Raw genomic sequence first — 17,360 nt, 5'->3', positions numbered from 1 at the left:
AGCGCGGCGGTCGCCCGGAGGGGTCCGCCATGCGATAATCGGCCCGCCGGCCACCTATTTCGTGGCCGGCTTCGAATACTGGAGCCCGGAATGTCGATCGTCGTCCGCGACGTGCGTGAGCACGAGCTGGATTCCGTCCTTGCACTGAACAACGCCGCCGGACCCGCGATCCTGCCGCTGGATGCAGCCAGACTGCGCCACTTCTTCGACCGCGCCGAATACTTCCGGGTCGCCGAACGCGACGGAACCATGGCCGGTTTCCTGATCGGCATGGGCAGTCATTGCGAGCACGACAGCAGCAATTTCCGCTGGTTCCGCGAGCGCTATCCGGACTTTTTCTATATCGACCGCATCGTGGTCGCCAGCCGCCGTCGCGGCGGCGGCGTCGGTCGCGCGTTCTATGCCGACGCCCAGAGCTATGCCGAGTTGCGCTATCCGCAGCTGGCCTGCGAGGTGTTCCTGGAAGGCGGCAACGACCCGGCCCTGCTGTTCCACGGCAGCTTCGGTTTTCGCGAGGTCGGCCAGCACGTGATGGCCGAGGCCGACGTGCGCGCGGCGATGCTGATGAAGCCCTTGTGCAGCTACGCCTGGGTGCGCGACACCTACGGCGACCAATTGCCCGATCAGCCCTGGCTGACCCGTCCGCGCATCGCACTCGCCCACGACGATTCCCTGGCGCAGCGCCCGACGGGCACCTGCCCATGAGCGTGGCGGTGGATTACGAGCAAGCGGGCGAACTCAAGATCGGCCAGGTCGGCATCGCCAACCTGCGCGTGCGCACCCTCGACGTCGCGCGCCTGATCGAGGAAATGCGCGGCCGCGTGCAGCGCGCGCCCAAGTTGTTCGGGCGCGCCGCGGTGGTGATCGATTTCGGCGGCCTCAGCCACACCCCGGACGCGGCCACCGCGCAGGCGCTGCTGGACGGCCTGCGCGCCGCCGGCGTGCTGCCGGTCGCCCTGGCCTACGGCACCAGCGAGACCGAGCGCCTGTCCGAGGCCCTGGGCCTGCCGCTGCTGGCCAAGTTCCGCGCCCAGTACGAGCGCGGCGACGACGAACCCGCGCCGACGCCGGCACCCGCCGCGCCAGCTGCCGCGCCCGCCCCGGCGCGCCGCGAAGCCGCGGCCGCCGCCGCGCCGGCCAAGCCTGCCGCGCCCGCGGCCGCGCCCGGACTGATCCAGTCCGCGCCGGTGCGCTCGGGCCAGCAGATCTATGCCGAAAACCGCGACTTGACCGTGCTGACCGCGGTCGGCGCCGGCGCCGAGGTGATCGCCGACGGCTCGGTGCATATCTACGGCCCGCTGCGCGGGCGCGCCCTGGCCGGCGCGCAGGGCAATCCGCAGGCGCGCATCTTCTGCCGCGAGTTCCATGCCGAACTCGTGGCGATCGCCGGCCACTACAAAGTGCTGGAAGACATTCCCAAGACCCTGCGCGGCAAGCCCGTGCAGGTCTGGCTCGAAGACGAACAAATCATGATCGCGGCGCTGGATTGAGGCCGCACTTTAGGAGGAATACAACTTGGCCGAAATCATCGTAGTCACCTCGGGCAAGGGCGGCGTCGGCAAGACCACGACCAGCGCCAGCGTCGCTTGCGGGCTCGCGCGCCGCGGCCACAAGGTCGCCGTGATCGACTTCGACGTCGGTTTGCGCAACCTCGACCTGATCATGGGCTGCGAACGCCGTGTGGTGTACGACTTCGTCAACGTCGTCAACGGCGAAGCGACGCTCAAGCAGTCGCTGATCAAGGACAAGCGCTTCGACAACCTGTTCGTGCTGGCCGCCTCGCAGACCCGCGACAAGGATGCGCTGACCAAGGAAGGCGTGCAGAAGGTGCTCGACGATCTGATCGCCGACGGCTTCGACTACATCGTCTGCGACTCCCCGGCCGGCATCGAGAAGGGCGCGTTCCTGGCCATGTACTTCGCCGACTCGGCGGTGGTGGTGGTGAACCCGGAAGTGTCCTCGGTGCGCGACTCCGACCGCATCCTCGGCCTGCTCGCGTCCAAGACCCGCCGCGCCGAGAACGGCGAGCGCGTCAAGGAACACCTGCTGCTGACCCGCTACAGCCCCAAGCGCGTGGAAACCGGCGAGATGCTCAGCATCGGCGACGTCGAGGAAATCCTCGGCCTCAAGACCATCGGCGTGATCCCGGAATCCGGCGACGTGCTCAACGCCTCCAACAAGGGCGAGCCGGTGATTCTGGAAACCGAATCCGACGCGGCCCAGGCCTACGACGACGCGGTCGCGCGCCTGCTCGGCGACACCCGTCCGATGCGTTTCGTGCAAGTGGAAAAGAAAGGCTTCTTCAGCAAGATCTTCGGAGGCTGAACATGGGACTGTTCGACTTCCTGCTGGCCAAGAAGCAGACTGCCTCGGTCGCCAAGGACCGCCTGCGCATCATCGTCGCCCACGAGCGCGCCGGTCGCGGCGGCCCGGAGTACCTGCCGATGCTGCAGCGCGAGCTGCTCGAGGTGATCCGCAAGTACGTCAACGTCGACGTGGAGTCGGTCAAGGTCGACCTGGTCAAGGAGGGCGAGCACGACGTGCTCGATATCTCCGTGGCCCTGCCCGATCGGACCAATCCCGCGCAGGCGTGAAGCGAGGAGCGAGCAACTAGCTATGAGTGACTGGTAACGAGTAGCGGCAAAAAGCGCTGCGCACTTGCTAGTCGCTCGTTACTGGCAACTCGTTGCGCGCTTACCGGTTGCTCGTTACTGGCCACTCGTTACTGGCTCCATGCTCACCCTCTCCGACATCGACCCCGCCGCCGTCGCCGCCCTGCTCGCGCGCTACGGACTGAGCCTGGTGCGGGTGGCCGACGGCGAGCCCATTCCGGGCAGCTATTGGGGCGAGTGCGAGGCCGGGCTGATCGGCAGCCGCGTGTACGCGCGCGGCGATACGCCGGTGCATTCGCTGCTGCACGAAGCCGCGCATCTGATCGTGCTGCCGCCGCAGCGCCGCGCCGCGGTGCATACCGACGCCACCGACTCGGTCGAGGAAGAGGACGCCGTGTGCGTGCTGCAGAGCCTGCTCGGCGAGGCCCTGCCCGGCGTGGGCCGCGAGCGCGTGCTCGCCGACATGGATGCCTGGGGCTACACCTTCCGCCTGGGGTCGGCGCAGGCCTATGTCGAGCACGATGCCGACACGGCTTGGCGCTGGCTGCACGAGCGCGGCCTGGCCGACGCGACTCAGCGGACCCTGCTGCTGCCGACGACGTCCTGACGCCGACCGCCCGATCCCTCGACTACCGCGGCGCCGCCGCGCAGCGCGCCCGCAGGCGCTGCCCGGCGACGGCCACCGCGGCCGTCGCGCACGCCCTCCGGGCGCACGCATTGGGGCTCGCTACAGCCCCGCATCCGATACCGTCCCTGGCACGGTCGATCCAATGGGTACCCGCTACGGGCGATCCTTCGCCGCGGCCGCCGTCCTCCGGAGGTTGCCGCCAAGCCTGTAACTCCACACCCACCGCCATCGCCGCTGACGTCCCGACGGCTTCCCTAGCCGCCGACGACCGGTCCATCTCCTACCTCGCGCCCGCCGCTCCGCAGAGCGCCGGACGAGCATCCATGGCTCGGCACGGCCATCCAGGCCGACGCCGTCGAGCATTCGCTACCGCTCCCTGAAACCCCTTTCACGATCGGGCAACACCGCCGCCCCGCACTCCCGACGCCCTCCCCGGCGTCTTGATGGTCGGTCCTGCGCGGCGCGTGGCGCGCCTGCGCGAGTTCAGACCTTCCATGGCGTACCGGGCAACCATCCCCATGGCCATGCAGCACTGCCCTGGAGCGTCACCTTTCCCGCTTCTTCGTCACAAATCAAATGATTCTTTTATGACTGCTGTCGGTTTTAGTCGATGATCCGGGCCGCAACAAGCCCGGCTGACGCAAGGAGCTCAATCCGAAATTGCGCACAGTTGGCGCCTTTAGAGTGCATGAAGCCGACCATTTACCAACATAACGGGCATCGTCTTCACCCGTTCTTCACGCAAGCATGAACGCCAGCTGTACGTAATTAGCCAGCCGGTTGCCGCTCCGCGTCACCGATTCCGTTAGCGCCCGCCCGGGTCGGGCGCCGTTTGCGCGAAAAGCGCCGGCGCGCGCGCGCCGGTTCGCCGGAACCGGGCAAGCCGCCCGGCTGCCCGCGCACAGGTCGCGGCCAGCGCAGGCAAGCCGGCCTTCGCGGCCCGCGCCGCAGCCGCATGCGGGCACCCGGGTTCCGTCTTTTCGGCCTTGCGCCGCACCGGACGGCCCTCTAGCCTCGGGGCACCCCGCGCCCGGCTGCGGTGCATTCGTCCCGGAGAGAACACCCTATGAAGCCCTTACGCGCCCTGCTCGCGCTCAGCATTACCGCCGCCGTGATCGGTCTGGCCGGTTGCAAGAAAGAACCGACCGCGCCCACCACCGGCACCGCGCCGACCACCGCGCCCCAGGGCGAGACCGCCGATCAGTTCATCGCCCGCGTCAACGCCGAATACAAGGCGATGTACCCGGAGATGAGTTCGGCGCAGTGGCTGTCGAACACCTACATCAACGACGACAGCGCGATGATCGCGGCCAAGAGCAACGAGCGTTGGCTGACCCAGCTCAACAGCTGGATCGAGCAGTCCAAGCGTTTCGAAGGCCAGCCGATGTCGCCCGACACCGCGCGTTCGATCCAGTTGCTCAAGCTGCTGACCTCGATGCCGGCGCCGAAGGATCCGGCCAAGCTCGCCGAGCTGACCAAGATCGCGACCAAGATGGACGGCATGTACGGCTCCGGCAAGTACTGCACCGGCGAAGGCGACGCCAAGAACTGCCGCCAGCTCGGCGACCTCGAGGACGTGCTGCGCAGCAGCCGCGACTACGATGCCCAGCTCGACGCCTGGCAGGGCTGGCACACCATCGCCCAGCCGATGCGCAAGGACTACACGCGCTTCGTCGAACTGGTCAACGAAGGCGCGCGCGACATGGGCTACGCCGACACCGGCGAGATGTGGCGCTCGGGTTACGACATGAGCCCGGCCGAGATCGCGGCCGAGACCGACCGCCTGTGGGGCCAGGTCAAGCCGCTGTACGAGCAGCTGCACTGCTACACCCGCACCAAGCTGGAAGCGACATACGGCGCCGACAAGGGCCACGTCGCCGGCAACATGCTGCCCGCGCACCTGATGGGCAACATGTGGCAGCAGGACTGGGGCAACCTCTGGGATGTGCTGGCGCCGTACAAGAACGCCGGCAGCCTGGATATCAACGGCGCGCTGGCCGCGCAGTACCAGCAGCAGTTCGACGCCCAGATGGCCAAGAATCCGGACTCGCGCGAGCCCGAGCAGCAGGCCCAACTGGAGGTCGACGCCCAACTCGCCACCGCGCGCCAGATGACCGAGCGCGCGCAGGACTTCTACGTTTCGCTGGGCATGCCGAAACTGCCCGAGACCTATTGGAGCAAGACCCAGTTCGTCAAGCCGCGCGACCGCGACGTGGTCTGCCACGCCAGCGCCTGGGACATGAACATGGCCGGCGACGTGCGCACCAAGATGTGCATCAAGCCGAACGAGGAAGACTTCACCACCATCTACCACGAGCTCGGCCACGTCTATTACTACATGGCCTACAACAAGCAGCCGCCGCTGTTCCAGGGCGGCGCGCACGACGGCTTCCACGAGGCGATCGGCGACACCATCGTGCTGGCGATGACGCCCAAGTACCTGCAGTCGATCGGCCTGGTCGGCGATCAGCAGCAGAGCAACGAGGCGCTGATCAACGCGCAGATGCGCATGGCCCTGGCCAAGGTCTCGTTCCTGCCGTTCGGTTTGATGATCGACCGCTGGCGCTGGGGCGTGTTCGACGGCTCGATCAAGCCGGGCGATTACAACAAGGCCTGGTGGGATCTGAAGGCCAAGTACCAGGGCGTGGCCCCGGCCACCGCGCGCGGCGAGGAGTTCTTCGACGCCGGCGCCAAGTACCACGTGCCGGGTAATACCCCGTACACGCGCTACTTCCTCTCGCACGTGCTGCAGTTCCAGTTCTACAAGGCGCTGTGCGACGCATCGGGCTATAAGGGTCCGCTGTACGAATGCAGCTTCTACGGCAACAAGGAAGCCGGCGCCAAGTTCCAGGCCATGCTGAGCAAGGGCCAGAGCCAGCCCTGGCAGAAGACCCTGAAGGAACTCACCGGCGGCGAGAAGATGGACGCCTCGGCGGTGCTGGAGTACTTCGCCCCGCTGCAGACCTGGCTGAAGCAGCAGAACGAAGGCAAGACCTGCGGCTGGCAGCCCGACGGCAAGGTCGCCGCGGCGACCAAGCCCGCGGCCGGCAAGGGCTGATCGCCACGCGCCATGTTCCTAACGAAGGCCGGCATTCGCCGGCCTTCGTTTTTCTGGGGGCGTAGCGACGAACCCCGCCCCTTTCCCAGGAGCGGAACCGCCATTCATCCCACGCACCTTTCCAAAGAAGCACTGCCATTCATCGCCCCCTTTGAAAAAGGGGGCGGGCGCCCCGTGCGAATCGGTGTCGATTGTCTACTCGCGGCGCCGGGGGATTTGGCGTTGCTGGCGCGAAGCCAAAGCAAATCCCCCCTAGCCCCCCTTTTTCAAAGGGGGGAACGAGGCGACTTCGAAACAGCGCATCTCGCGCCGCCTCACAAAAAGGAGCCACCATTCATCGCCCCCTTTGAAAAAGGGGGCGGGCGCCCCGTGCGAATCGGTGTCGATTGTCTACTCGCGGCGCCGGGGGATTTGCTGTCGCTGGCGTGAAGCCAAAGCAAATCCCCCCTAGCCCCCCTTTTTCAAAGGGGGGAACGAGGCGGCGCCGAAAAGGGATGCAGCGCATCGCGCAGTGCGAGCACGCATCTCGCCCCACCCCGCAAAGAGGAACCCTCATTCGTGCCACGTGCCTTTCCCAAAAAGGCACCGCCATTCATCGCCCCCTTTGAAAAAGGGGGCGGGCGCCCCGTACGAATCGGTGTCGATCGTTTACTCGCGGTGCCGGGGGATTTGCTGTTGCTCGCGCGAAGCCAAAGCAAATCCCCCCTAGCCCCCCTTTTTCAAAGGGGGGGAACGAGGCGACTTCGAAACAGCGCATCTCGCGCCGCCTCACAAAAAGGAGCCGCCATTCATCGCCCCCTTTGAAAAAGGGGGCGGGCGCCCCGTACCAATCGGTGTCGATTGTTTACTCGCGGCGCCGGGCGATTTGCTGTCGCTGGCGTGAAGCCAAAGCAAATCCCCCCTAACCGCCCTTTTTCAAAGGAGGGAACGAGGCGACGCCGAAACGGATGCAGCGCATCGCGCAGTGCGAGCACGCATCTCGCCCCACCTCGCAAAGAGGAACCGCCATTCATCGCCCCCTTTGAAAAAGGGGGCGGGCGCCCCGTACCAATCGGTGTCGATTGCCTACTCGCGGCGCCGGGGGATTTGCTGTTGCTCGCGTGAAGCCAAAGCAAATCCCCCCTAGCCCCCCTTTTTCAAAGGGGGGAACAAGGCGGCGCCGAAACGGATGCAGCGCATCGCGCAGTGCGCGCACGCATCTCGCCCCGCATCGCTTCGTTGTGAGCCTCGTCAAGTTATGCCCGAGCATGCGCTGCTACGGTCGCCGACATGTCCAACCCCACGCCTACGGATAGCCGGGTGGTCTCGCGCCGGACCCTGCCCTTGCTGATCGCCGCGCTCGCGCTGGCCAGCGCGCTGGTGGTCGCGCTGGGCTGGCAGTTGCACCAGGCGCGCGAGAACCAGCGTTGGTTGGCGCAGCGCGCGACCCAGCCCTACATCGGCATGTACGTGCCGCGCATCGCGATGACCTCGCTGGACGGCACCAGCCGCACGCTGGGCCAGCCCGAGCGCGACTACCAGGTGCTGTATTTCTTCACCACCGGCTGTCCGCACTGCCGCGCCTCGGCGCCGTTGGTGAAGGCCATCGCCGCGCAGCTCGACGCCGCATCCGAAGGACGCGCCGAAATGCTGGGCGTGGCCCTGGACCCGGCCGCCGCCGCGGGCGCGTACGCGCGCGAGCACGGTTTCGCGTTCCCGGTGATCGCCACCCAGGACCGACGCAGCGCGATGCTGTTCCGCGCGCGCAACGTACCCCTGCTGCTGGTGATCGGCCGCGACGGCCGCGTGCGCTATGCGCGCGTGGGCGCGATCAATACCAAGGAAGGCGTCAACGGCGTACTGACCGCGGTGCGGCGCAAGGAGGCGTCGGCGGCGGGCCCCACCACCAAGGAGAGTTGAGATGAAGCATCGGACACGCAGTGTGCGCATCGCCCTGGCTGCCTTGCTGTTCTCCACCGCGATGAGCTTCGGCGCATTCCAGGTCGTCGCCGGCGACGGTAGCGGCGTGCAAGCCGAAAACGAAGCCTGCAGCGCCTGGGCCTGTCGCCAGGAATGCCAGGGTTTCGGCGGCGACCTCGGTCCCGGCGGTCCGGGCCAGCCCTTGCAGTGCTATTGCTGCGGCTGAGCCCCGCTCCGGCACCATCGCGGTCCCCGACCGGCCGGCGGAGCGATCCGCCGGCCGGTCGCGTTGCCCCCCTTTGCCGACGGCACGCGCGCGGCGCAATACTGCGGCCATGAGCCCGCGCCCCACCCTCGTCGCCGAACTCGCGCCGCAGCCGCTGCAACACGCCACCGCCCTGCCCGCGCGCTACTACACCGAGGCCTCGATGGCCGCGCTGGACCGGCGCCTGATCTTCGATCCGGGCTGGCAGCTGATCGCCCACCTGTGCCAGCTACGGCAGCCCGGCGATCACGTCGTGGCCGACCTGGCCGGCTTGCCGACGATCGCGGTGCACGGCGAGGACGGCGAGATCCGCGTGCTGCACAACGTCTGCCGCCATCGCGCCGGGCCGATCGCCAGCTGCGACGGCCTGGCCGCGCGTTCGCTGCGCTGCCGCTACCACGGCTGGACCTACGGCCTGGACGGAGTGCTGCGCTCGGCCCCGGAAATGGGCCAGGCGCCGGACTTCGCGGTCGCCGACGTGCGCCTGCCGCAACTGCGCGTGCGGATCTGGCAGGGCATGGTGTTCGCCTGCGTGGGCGAGCCTTCGATGAGTTTCGACGAACTGGTGCAAGGCATCGACGAACGCATCGGCGGCGAACGCGGGCTGGCCGACTACGGCCACCACCACCGGGTGAGCTACGACGTGGCCTGCAACTGGAAGGTCTACGTCGACAACTACCTCGAGGGCTACCACGTCCCGCACATCCACCCCGGCCTCAACCGCCTGCTCGACTACCGCAGCTACGTCACCGAGACCGCGCGCTGGTACTCCTACCAGTGGAGCCCGCTGGAAAGCGGCGACGGCCTCTACGGCGACGGCGACGCGCTGTACTACTGGCTGTGGCCGAACACCATGCTCAACATCCTGCCCGGGCGCCTGCAGACCAACCGGGTGGTGCCGGTCGGCGTGGACCGCTGCCGGGTGGTGTTCGACTTCTACTACCGCCGCGACGATTCCGGCGAAGCGCGCGCGCGTCGCGACGCCGACCTCGCCTTCAGCGACGAAGTGCAGTTGGAAGACCTGACCATCTGCGAGGACGTGCAGCGCGGCCTGGCCTCGGGCTCCTACGTCGCCGGCCGCTTGAATCCGCTGCGCGAGAACGCGGTCCACCATTTCCAGGAACTGCTGCGCGCGACCTACCGCGACGCCTGGGCGCCGGACGGGGCGTGAGCGCCGTCGGCCGGCCGCTGGGCGTGTGGTCGGCCACCGCACTGGTGGTGGGCAGCATGATCGGCAGCGGCGTGTTCCTGCTGCCGTCCGCGCTGGCGCCCTACGGCGGCGCGACCCTGATCGGCTGGGCGATCACCCTGTGCGGCGCGCTGCTGCTGGCGCTGACCTTCGCCCGCCTGTCGGCGCGGTGGCCGCACAGCGGCGGGCCCTATGTGTACGCGCGTCAGGCCTTCGGCGACACACCCGGCTTCGTGATCGCGTGGAGCTACTGGATCTCGATCTGGTGCGCCAACGCCGCGATCGCGGTGGCGTTCGCCGGCAGCCTGGGCGCGGTGTTCCCGGCCGCGACCGCGACGCCGGCGCGCGCGGCCGCCGGCGCGCTGGCGGCGCTGTGGCTGTGCAGCGCGGTCAACCTGGCCGGCATCCGCGAGGCCGGCCGCATGCAGCTGCTGACCACCGCCTTGAAGCTGCTGCCGCTGCTGCTGTTCGGCGGCGTCGCGCTGTGGTTCGCCGACACCCATGCGCGCGTGCCGTTCAATCCCAGCGGCGAGTCCTTGCCGCAGGTCGCGCACGCGACCGCGGCGCTGAGCCTGTGGGCCTTCCTGGGCCTGGAGGCGGCGACCGTGCCGGCCGGCGCGGTGCGCGACGCCGAGCGCACGGTGCCGCGCGCGACCGTGTTCGGCACCTTGATCGCGGGCGCGGCGACCATCCTGGCCTGCACCGCGGTGCTGGGCGTGTTGCCGGCCGCGACGCTGCAGGCCTCGCAAGCGCCGATGGCCGACGCCGCGCGCGCCTTGTGGGGCGCGCCGGCCGGCATCGCGCTGGCGCTGGTGGCGGCGGTGTCCTGCTTCGGCGCGCTCAACGGCTGGGTGCTGCTGTCGGCGCAGCTGCCGTTGGCGGCGGCGCGCGACGGCCTGTTCCCGCAAGTGTTCGCGCGCGTGGACGCGCGCGGCACGCCGGTGGCGGGCGTGCTGATCGGCAGCGCGCTGGCGTCGGCCCTGGTGCTGTCGAACTACAGCCGTTCGCTGGTGCAGCTGTTCACCTTCTCGATCCTGCTGTCGACCGCGGCCACCTTGCTGCCCTACGTGGCCGGCAGCGCGGCGTGGGCCTTACGCGGACGAGGCCGCGCCAGTCGCGCGATCGCGGTCGCGGCCTTGCTCTACAGCCTGTATGCCTTGTTCGGAATCGGCGCGCAGGCCCTGCTGTGGGGCGCGGCGCTGGTCGGCGCGGGCCTGCCGCTGCATTGGTGGTGGCGTCGACGCGCGGCAGCCGCGCCCCCGTAGCCGCAAACCTGTCCGTCGCCCGGCCGCCCGCCATTCGTTCCGATCGCGCGGCGGCTTTCGCTGTAACGAATCGCCGTAACGAATCGCCGGCCCTATTCGCCGTTCAGTTCGCGCAGCTCGGCCGCTCGATCGGCATTGAGCTTCATCGGGCAGTAGCCGTACATCGGAGAGCCCACGTACGCGCCGGCCAAGCCGCAATGGGTGTTGCGGTACTTCAACCAGGCCTTTTGCGACTCCTCGAACTTGGCTGCGTCCTCGGGATGGTCAGCGCTCAGGCGCGCGTGAATGGCCTGGTAGTGGCGCGTGATCTCGAGCTTCGCCCGCTCGGAGACTTGGCTGGAACACACCTCGACCACCGCGTTGTTGATCGGACCGTGTTCGTCGACGCAGGCGCTGTAGAGGGCGTCGTAGTTCGGCGCAGTCTGCGCGTTCGCCCGACACGGCAGCAGCATCGGCAGCGCCGCGAGAACAACCAGGATCGTTTTCATCGCCCGCGACTCCCACGCCACGCGCGCTGGCCGATCGACGGATCGAGCCGGTACGCGCGGCGAATTGAACTTGAAGGTATGCCCGACGCCATTGTGCATCAGCCCAGGCGCGAATCCGTCATCACCTAAGCGCTCGCACCGCGTCCACGCCGCGCGCGCTTGCGCCTCATCGCGCAGGCGCGGACGGATAGACCCAGGTCGCGAAGAACGCGCTGAGATCGCGGCCGCTGGCCTGCTCCATCGAGCGCTCGAAGTCCTGGCTGGTCACGGCGGTGCCGCGGTGGGCGCGCGTGTATTCGCGCAGGCCGTTCCAGAACGCCGCCTCGCCGAGTTCCTCGCGCAGCAGGTGCAGCACGTAGGCGCCCTTCTGATAGACCACGGCGCGATCGTCGCCGCTGGGCTTGTCCCAGTCCGGGAACACCAGCGGCTTGTCCTTGCCGGTTTCCTTAAGCTTCTCGTAGCGGCGGCGCCAGCCGTCGACCTGCTTGAGGTATTCCTCACGGCCGAAGCGTTGTTCCATGTAGCTGGCGGCGAGGAAGTTGGCGAAGCCCTCGTTGAGCCAGAAATGGCCCCAGTCGCGGCAGGTGACCAGGTTGCCCCACCATTGATGCGCGGCCTCGTGCGCGATCAGCGATTCGTCGCGGCGGTCGCCGAGCACGCCGCGGCCGTACTCCTCGGACAGCAGCGAGAAGCCCGCATGCTCCTGGCCGATGGTGCGCGCGACCAGGGCCTGGGTGTAGACGCCGCCCGGATACGGCACGCCGGCGCGGCGCTCGAAATAACGCAGCATGTCGCCGCTGTCGGCGAAGATCCGGCGCAGTTCGTTCTGGCTGTAGCCGGCGCCCAGGTAGCGCAGGCGCACCTTGCTGCCGCGGTCGCTGGCCTCCTCGAAGGGGCCGGCGGCGAAACCGTAGGTGTAGGCCGGCATCGGCACGGTCTGGCGCCAGCGGTGCAGTTCGCTGCCGTTGCCCAGGCTGCGGCGGCCGACCAGATAGCCGTTGCCCACCGCCTTCAAGCCGGTCGGCAGGACCACGCTGAGGTCCAGGCTGGCGCGCTCGTCGGGCGCGTCGATGCCGACCAGCCACTGCGCGGTCGAGAACAGGGTGTAGATCTGGCGGCGCTCGGGATGGAACTGCAGGCCGAAGCGCGGGCTGCCGTGGTAGGCGACGGTGATCTCGCGCAACTGGCCGCGCAGGGCCGGCCGCGACAGCCGCACCTTGAGCACGCGGCCGGTCTGGTCGAACGACAGCGAGCGCTCGCCTTCGCGCACGCGGTCGATGTCCAGGCCGTCGCGGTCCAGCACGATCAGGTCGGTGGCGTCGACGGTGGCGACGAAGCGGATCGCTACCTCGCCCTTGAGGCTGCGGGTCTTGAGATCGGGTTCGATGCGGGCGACGTAATGGCGGATGTCGATATCGCGCGCCGACGCCGCGGCCGTCCATGCCAAGGCCAAAGCCAGGCCGGCGCACCGAAGGGCGCGCGCCCCGACCCGTGTCCTCGCTGGGTTTCTGTCCTTGCCTACTGCCATGCCGTTCCGTCATGCCGCCCGTCTTCGGGGCGAAGTCTAGCGTCCCCGGACGCGGCTCGTTTGAACGCGTCCGTACCGATGCGTCGGCCGCGGTTCATGGGGACGGCGGGCCCGCCACGCTCGCGCGTACCGCCTCGGCCAGGCGGCGCAGGTCGTCCTCGCCCTCGGGGGCGGGCAGATACACGACCGCGGCCATGACGCGTCGCAGGTCGTCGGCGCCCGGCGCGGCATCGCCGGGCACCGCGTACAGACTGGAGGCGCCGCAGGTGGCGTCGAAGCCGCGCGCGAGCAGGCCGGCGATCAGTCGCGGCGGATCGTCGCTGAGCACCGGCAGCACCCAATGGGTGGCCTGGGCGGCGGCGCGGCCCGGCCGCGCCAAGGGCGAGGCCGACAGCAGGCGCTCGCCGCGCTGCGCGCGTTGCGCCACCCGCGCCGGCGGGTAGCCGCGCAGGCGCCGCAACAGCAGCCGGGACTGCGCCGCGCAGGGCCGGTGGCGGATGCGCTGGAACAGCTCGCCGCCGGCGAAGCCGCGCACCGAGCGATTGATCAGGGCATCGTGATCGATGCCGAGCGCGCGGCACGCGCGATAAAACAGGCGGTAGGCGGCGCGAACGGTCAGCGCCTTGAGCAGCGCGTACTTGCCGACCCGCTGCGCGAATGCCGCGGTTTTCTGCAGCGGCTGGCGCGCCTGCGCCGCGCGCACGCGCTCGCGCAGGTCCGGGTCGGCGAAACGCAGCAGGGCGCCGCCCAAGGCGGTCGCGGTCTTGATCGGGCCGAAGCTGAGCAGGCTGACGTCGCAGCCCGCCTCGCCGAACCAGCCGTCGCCGGTGTAGGCCTGGGCGCCGTCCTCGACCAGCAGCAGGCCGTGGCGGCGCGCGAATGCCTGCGCCGCCTGCAGCGGCATGCGGCTGCCGAACAGGTGCGCGACCAGCAGCATGCGGCTGCGCGGGGTCAGGGCCGCGGCCAGTGCGGTTTCGTCCAGGCCCAGCGTGTCGGCGTCCACGTCGACCGGCACCGCGCGCAGGCCGTGCCGCTCGATCACCGCGATCATGTCGCGGATGGTCACCGCCGAGACCAACACCTCGCTGCCCGGCGGCAGTTGCAGGGTCGCCAGCAGACGATCGAAGCCGCTGCGCACCGACAGGCTGACCAGGCTGCGGCGGCCGTCGTCGGCCAGCGCATCGGCGCCGGCCTCGGCGGCGGCCTGGGCGCGCTCGGGGTCGCCCCCGCGCACCGCATACGCCAGCGCGTGGGCGAGATCGAGCCAGCCGATATCCGGGCGTTGCCGCGGCAGCATCGCTGGCGCCCCCTCGCTAGAGCGTTTCCGGCGGTTCGATCGCGGGCGCGTCCTGGGTCGGCGGCGGCTGCCGCGAACGCGCCGACTCCCAACGCCAGAACGCCCAGCCCACCACCACGAAGGCCAGCGCGGCCAGGGCCAGCGAGGTGCCGCTGCCGCTGACCAGCGGCGACAGCACGCCGGCGATCAGGGCGTTGAGAACCAGGCCGGTGAAGGCCTGCAGCGAGGAAGCCGACCCGCGCTGACGCGGGTACATGTCGAGGATCGCCAGGGTCACGATCGGGAACACCAGGGCGACGCCGAACGAGCACAGCGAGATCGGAATCACCGCCCACGGCACCCGCGGGGTGGCGTCGAACAGGTTGTAGGCGACGTTCAACGCCATCGCCAGGATGGTGCAGGCGAAGCCGATCCGCACCATGCGCTGGCCGCCGACCTTGCCGGCGGTGCGCCCCGACACGAAGGCGCCGATCACCATGCCGCCGATCATCGGCACGAAGAACCAGGCGAACGAGCGCTCGTTGAGCTGCAGCAGGTCCAGCACGAACGACGGCGCCGAGGAGATGTACAGGAACAGCGCGCCGAAGTTGAAGGCGCTGGCCGCGGTCAGGCGCTGGAAGCGCGGGTTGATGAAGATCGCCACGTAGTCGCGCAGCAGCCGGCGCGGCACCAGCGGCAGGCGCGAGGCCGGCGGGTGGGTTTCCGGCAGCACGCGCAGGGTCGCGATCAGCAACAGCACCGAGAACGCGACCAGGAACCAGAAGATCGCCGGCCAATGGCTCCAGCCCAGGATCCAGCCGCCGATGATGGGCGCGATCGCCGGGGCGATGCCGAAGATCATCGAGACGTGGCTCATCAGGCGCTGGGCGTCGTCGCCCTGCAGCACGTCGCGGATCACCGCGCGGCCGACGATCAGGCCGACGCCGGCCGACAGGCCCTGGATCGCGCGGAAGATCAGCAAGGTGCTGAGGTCGCGCGACAGCGCGCAGCCCACCGACGCCAGGGTGAACACGAACAGCCCGCCGATGATCACGCGCCGGCGTCCGATCGCGTCGGACAGCGGGCCGTGCACGATGCTCATCAGCGCGTAGGCGATCAGGTAGACGCTGATGGTCTGCTGCATCGCCAGCTTGTCGGCGCCCAGCTCGGCGCCCATCGCCGGAAACGCCGGGAAGATGGTGTCGATCGAGAACGGCCCGAACATCGCCAGGCCGGCCAACAGCGGAGCGAGGTAACGCGCGGGTTTGGCGCCCGCTCGCGATGTCGCAGGTTCGGACATCAGGGCGCGGCCACCGCGCCGGCGTCCGGCGGGCCCTTGAGTTCGACCAGGTTGCCCTCCGGATCGAACAGATACTGCGACGGGCCCTCGCCTTCGGCGCCGTAGCGCGAACCGAAGTCGCCGATGCGCACCGCGTGCGCGTTCAAGTGGGCGACGATGGCCTGGCGATCGAAAGGATCGGCGCGCAGGCACAGATGATCCATGTTGCGGCCCTCCACGCCCGGCGCGGCGCCACCCATGCGGCCGAGCTTGCCGTCGATGCCGACCAGGTCGATCAGCGACTGGCCGGCGCGCAATTGGATCAGGCCGATTTCGTCCTGGCGGCGCTCCAGCGAACAGCCCAGCACCTCGCAGTAGAACGCGACCATGGCCTCGGGATCGCGCACCCGCAACACCACGTGATCGAGTTGCAGCAACTGGAACGGGGGTGCGCTCATGCGATGGATCCGCGGCCTCGTGATGATCGCGACAGCATACAACCGCGTCGTCGCGTCGGCGTCGCGCGCGACTGTCCGGATCGGTCGTTTGGCCGTCGCGATCGCGCCTTCGCGTTCAAGACGCAGGCGCGGTTGCGGCAGGCGCGGTTGCGGGCTGCGGCGCCTTCGCGGGCGCGGCATCGCGCTTGCGCGACCGCGGCAGCGCCTGCAGGCGACCCACGCCTTCGATCGGCACCGCTTCGGCGCGGCGCGCGTCGGGCCACCACAGGAACACGTAGGCGCTGCTGGCGCCGAGCAGGCGCGCCTGCCCCGGCAACGGCGCGGCCGCGCCGGCCAGGGTCACGCGCACGGCGTGGCCGGCGCCTTCGTCGCGGATCCGATTGGCCTTGGCGATCACGTAGGAACAAGTGCTCAAGGCCATGCCCATGAACACCACGATCGCGATGCCGGTCTCCGGCTTCAATCTCAGCAGGGTCCAGCGGAACCAGTCCGACTGCGGAAACACGAAGCGCCCCCACCACCGCCGTTGCAGTTCGCGCACCCGGCGCGGGTGCTGCTTGCGGTACATCTCCGGCCAGCTGACCAGCCACGAGATCGTCACCGACAGCGCCAGCACCAGCGCGTAGCCCGGATCGCGCAGGCCGGCGACCAGGTAGTCGCTGGCCTGCATGTATTCCAGGATCGGCAGACCGAACTGGCGGTAGAACCAGTAGTTCGCCCACAGCCCGATCATCGACACCAGCACATAGCCGGTGCTCAAGCCCAGGCTGGGCTCGCGCAGCATGCGGCGCCAGGCGCGTACCGCCCAGGCCTCGCTCGCCAGCGCGGCTTCGGCTGACCGCGGCCGCCGGTCCGCCTGGGGCGAGGCCTCGATCGCGGGCGCGGCCTGGCCGTCGCCCTGGCCGCCGCGACGGCGCCTGCGCTTGGCCCGCGGCGAACCGGGGCCGCCCGAACCGTCGCTCATGGCGTCCGGCTCCGGCGCGCCGTCGCGCGGCAGGCGCGTGGACGTGTCGCGGCCCCCCGGATCCCTACCCCCTGGCATGCCTGCATAGACGATCGACGGCCCGCGAACGACGAAGCCGCCATGGTACGGCGGATCGCCGCAAACTGAACCGGCCGCCTCCTGACCCGGCGCCGGCATCGGGCTATAATCCCGAGCTTGAAACACGCGGTGGGAGAAGCCGGCCGGCCCCGCAAGGGCGTCGACCGCTGCCGAAGGCGCAACGCCCGTAATCGCTCAGGCCCTATACCGCCGCGTGTACAAAACTCTGGAGAGACCGACCGTCCGGATCATCGGACGGAACCGGCGCCGAAGGGGCACGAAGCGAGCCGTACAGGAGCGACCCTCCCCCCGCTGCCTGTTGCGCAGCGCGCTTCCAAACTCTCAGGCAAAAGGACAGAGGGGCGAGCGGGGC

Annotated in this window: 16 protein-coding genes and 1 riboswitch; of the genes, 10 read left to right on the top strand and 6 right to left on the bottom strand. The window is 69.3% G+C overall.

Annotated elements, in window-relative coordinates; all coding sequences use genetic code 11:
• The first annotated feature begins 90 nt into the window (after positions 1-90).
• The 10 genes from ASE35_RS01485 to ASE35_RS01440 all read left to right on the top strand — a co-directional run bounded on the left by ASE35_RS01485 (position 91) and on the right by ASE35_RS01440 (position 10,916).
• Positions 91-705, top strand: coding sequence for a GNAT family N-acetyltransferase (locus ASE35_RS01485; RefSeq protein WP_056173054.1), 615 nt, complete (start codon positions 91-93; stop codon positions 703-705).
• The gene (gene minC, locus ASE35_RS01480; RefSeq protein ID WP_056173051.1) at positions 702-1,490 is read left to right on the top strand and encodes a septum site-determining protein MinC; all 789 of its coding nucleotides are present in this window, start codon (positions 702-704) and stop codon (positions 1,488-1,490) included. Before ASE35_RS01485 ends, minC begins: the two co-directional genes overlap by 4 nt.
• Before the next feature lie 25 nt (positions 1,491-1,515).
• Positions 1,516-2,325 carry a septum site-determining protein MinD gene (gene minD / locus ASE35_RS01475; RefSeq protein WP_056173048.1) on the top strand — a complete coding sequence of 270 codons (810 nt, stop codon included), beginning with the start codon at positions 1,516-1,518 and terminating at the stop codon, positions 2,323-2,325.
• A gap of 2 nt (positions 2,326-2,327) precedes the next feature.
• The gene (minE, locus tag ASE35_RS01470) at positions 2,328-2,594 is read left to right on the top strand and encodes a cell division topological specificity factor MinE (RefSeq protein ID WP_056173045.1); all 267 of its coding nucleotides are present in this window, start codon (positions 2,328-2,330) and stop codon (positions 2,592-2,594) included.
• 139 nt (positions 2,595-2,733) lie between these two features.
• A complete protein-coding gene (locus tag ASE35_RS01465; RefSeq protein ID WP_057161362.1) occupies positions 2,734-3,219 on the top strand; it encodes a hypothetical protein in 486 nt (161 codons plus the stop codon).
• A 1,087-nt stretch (positions 3,220-4,306) separates the two neighbouring features.
• The gene (locus ASE35_RS01460) at positions 4,307-6,298 is read left to right on the top strand and encodes a M2 family metallopeptidase (protein WP_057161363.1); all 1,992 of its coding nucleotides are present in this window, start codon (positions 4,307-4,309) and stop codon (positions 6,296-6,298) included.
• Positions 6,299-7,567: 1,269 nt separating this feature from the next.
• Positions 7,568-8,197: a TlpA disulfide reductase family protein gene (locus ASE35_RS01455; protein WP_082611064.1), complete on the top strand. Its 630-nt coding sequence runs from the start codon at positions 7,568-7,570 to the stop codon at positions 8,195-8,197.
• A gap of 1 nt (position 8,198) precedes the next feature.
• Complete coding sequence (locus ASE35_RS01450) at positions 8,199-8,423, top strand: hypothetical protein (protein ID WP_056173035.1); 225 nt, start codon at positions 8,199-8,201, stop codon at positions 8,421-8,423.
• Positions 8,424-8,532: 109 nt separating this feature from the next.
• The gene (locus ASE35_RS01445; RefSeq protein ID WP_057162746.1) at positions 8,533-9,633 is read left to right on the top strand and encodes an aromatic ring-hydroxylating dioxygenase subunit alpha; all 1,101 of its coding nucleotides are present in this window, start codon (positions 8,533-8,535) and stop codon (positions 9,631-9,633) included.
• Positions 9,630-10,916, top strand: coding sequence for an amino acid permease (locus tag ASE35_RS01440; protein ID WP_057162745.1), 1,287 nt, complete (start codon positions 9,630-9,632; stop codon positions 10,914-10,916). The genes ASE35_RS01445 and ASE35_RS01440 overlap by 4 nt, the downstream gene beginning before the upstream one ends.
• A gap of 92 nt (positions 10,917-11,008) precedes the next feature.
• Here ASE35_RS01440 and ASE35_RS01435 read toward each other — a convergent pair whose 3' ends face one another.
• From ASE35_RS01435 to ASE35_RS01410, 6 genes are all read right to left on the bottom strand, one after another.
• On the bottom strand, positions 11,009-11,404 hold the full coding sequence (locus tag ASE35_RS01435; protein ID WP_200956980.1) for a lysozyme inhibitor LprI family protein: 396 nt from the start codon (positions 11,402-11,404) through the stop codon (positions 11,009-11,011).
• Between the two features lie 166 nt (positions 11,405-11,570).
• Positions 11,571-12,851, bottom strand: coding sequence for a M1 family metallopeptidase (locus tag ASE35_RS01430; RefSeq protein ID WP_162250597.1), 1,281 nt, complete (start codon positions 12,849-12,851; stop codon positions 11,571-11,573).
• A gap of 175 nt (positions 12,852-13,026) precedes the next feature.
• Positions 13,027-14,229 (bottom strand): DegT/DnrJ/EryC1/StrS family aminotransferase, encoded by a 1,203-nt coding sequence (locus tag ASE35_RS01425; RefSeq protein WP_057162744.1) that lies wholly within the window; start codon positions 14,227-14,229, stop codon positions 13,027-13,029.
• Between the two features lie 16 nt (positions 14,230-14,245).
• A complete protein-coding gene (locus ASE35_RS01420; protein ID WP_057162743.1) occupies positions 14,246-15,508 on the bottom strand; it encodes a multidrug effflux MFS transporter in 1,263 nt (420 codons plus the stop codon).
• The gene (locus tag ASE35_RS01415; RefSeq protein ID WP_057162742.1) at positions 15,508-15,945 is read right to left on the bottom strand and encodes a VOC family protein; all 438 of its coding nucleotides are present in this window, start codon (positions 15,943-15,945) and stop codon (positions 15,508-15,510) included. Before ASE35_RS01415 ends, ASE35_RS01420 begins: the two co-directional genes overlap by 1 nt.
• Positions 15,946-16,060: 115 nt before the next feature.
• Positions 16,061-16,909: a hypothetical protein gene (locus ASE35_RS01410; protein WP_057162741.1), complete on the bottom strand. Its 849-nt coding sequence runs from the start codon at positions 16,907-16,909 to the stop codon at positions 16,061-16,063.
• A 294-nt stretch (positions 16,910-17,203) separates the two neighbouring features.
• Positions 17,204-17,355, top strand: a riboswitch (glycine riboswitch).
• Positions 17,356-17,360 lie beyond the last annotated feature (5 nt).

Source organism: Lysobacter sp. Root916 (genome assembly GCF_001429785.1).
In the GTDB taxonomy this organism is placed as follows: Bacteria; Pseudomonadota; Gammaproteobacteria; order Xanthomonadales; family Xanthomonadaceae; genus Lysobacter.
Note: the sequence above shows the minus strand (reverse complement) of the source record. Positions and strands in the feature narration are given on the sequence as shown.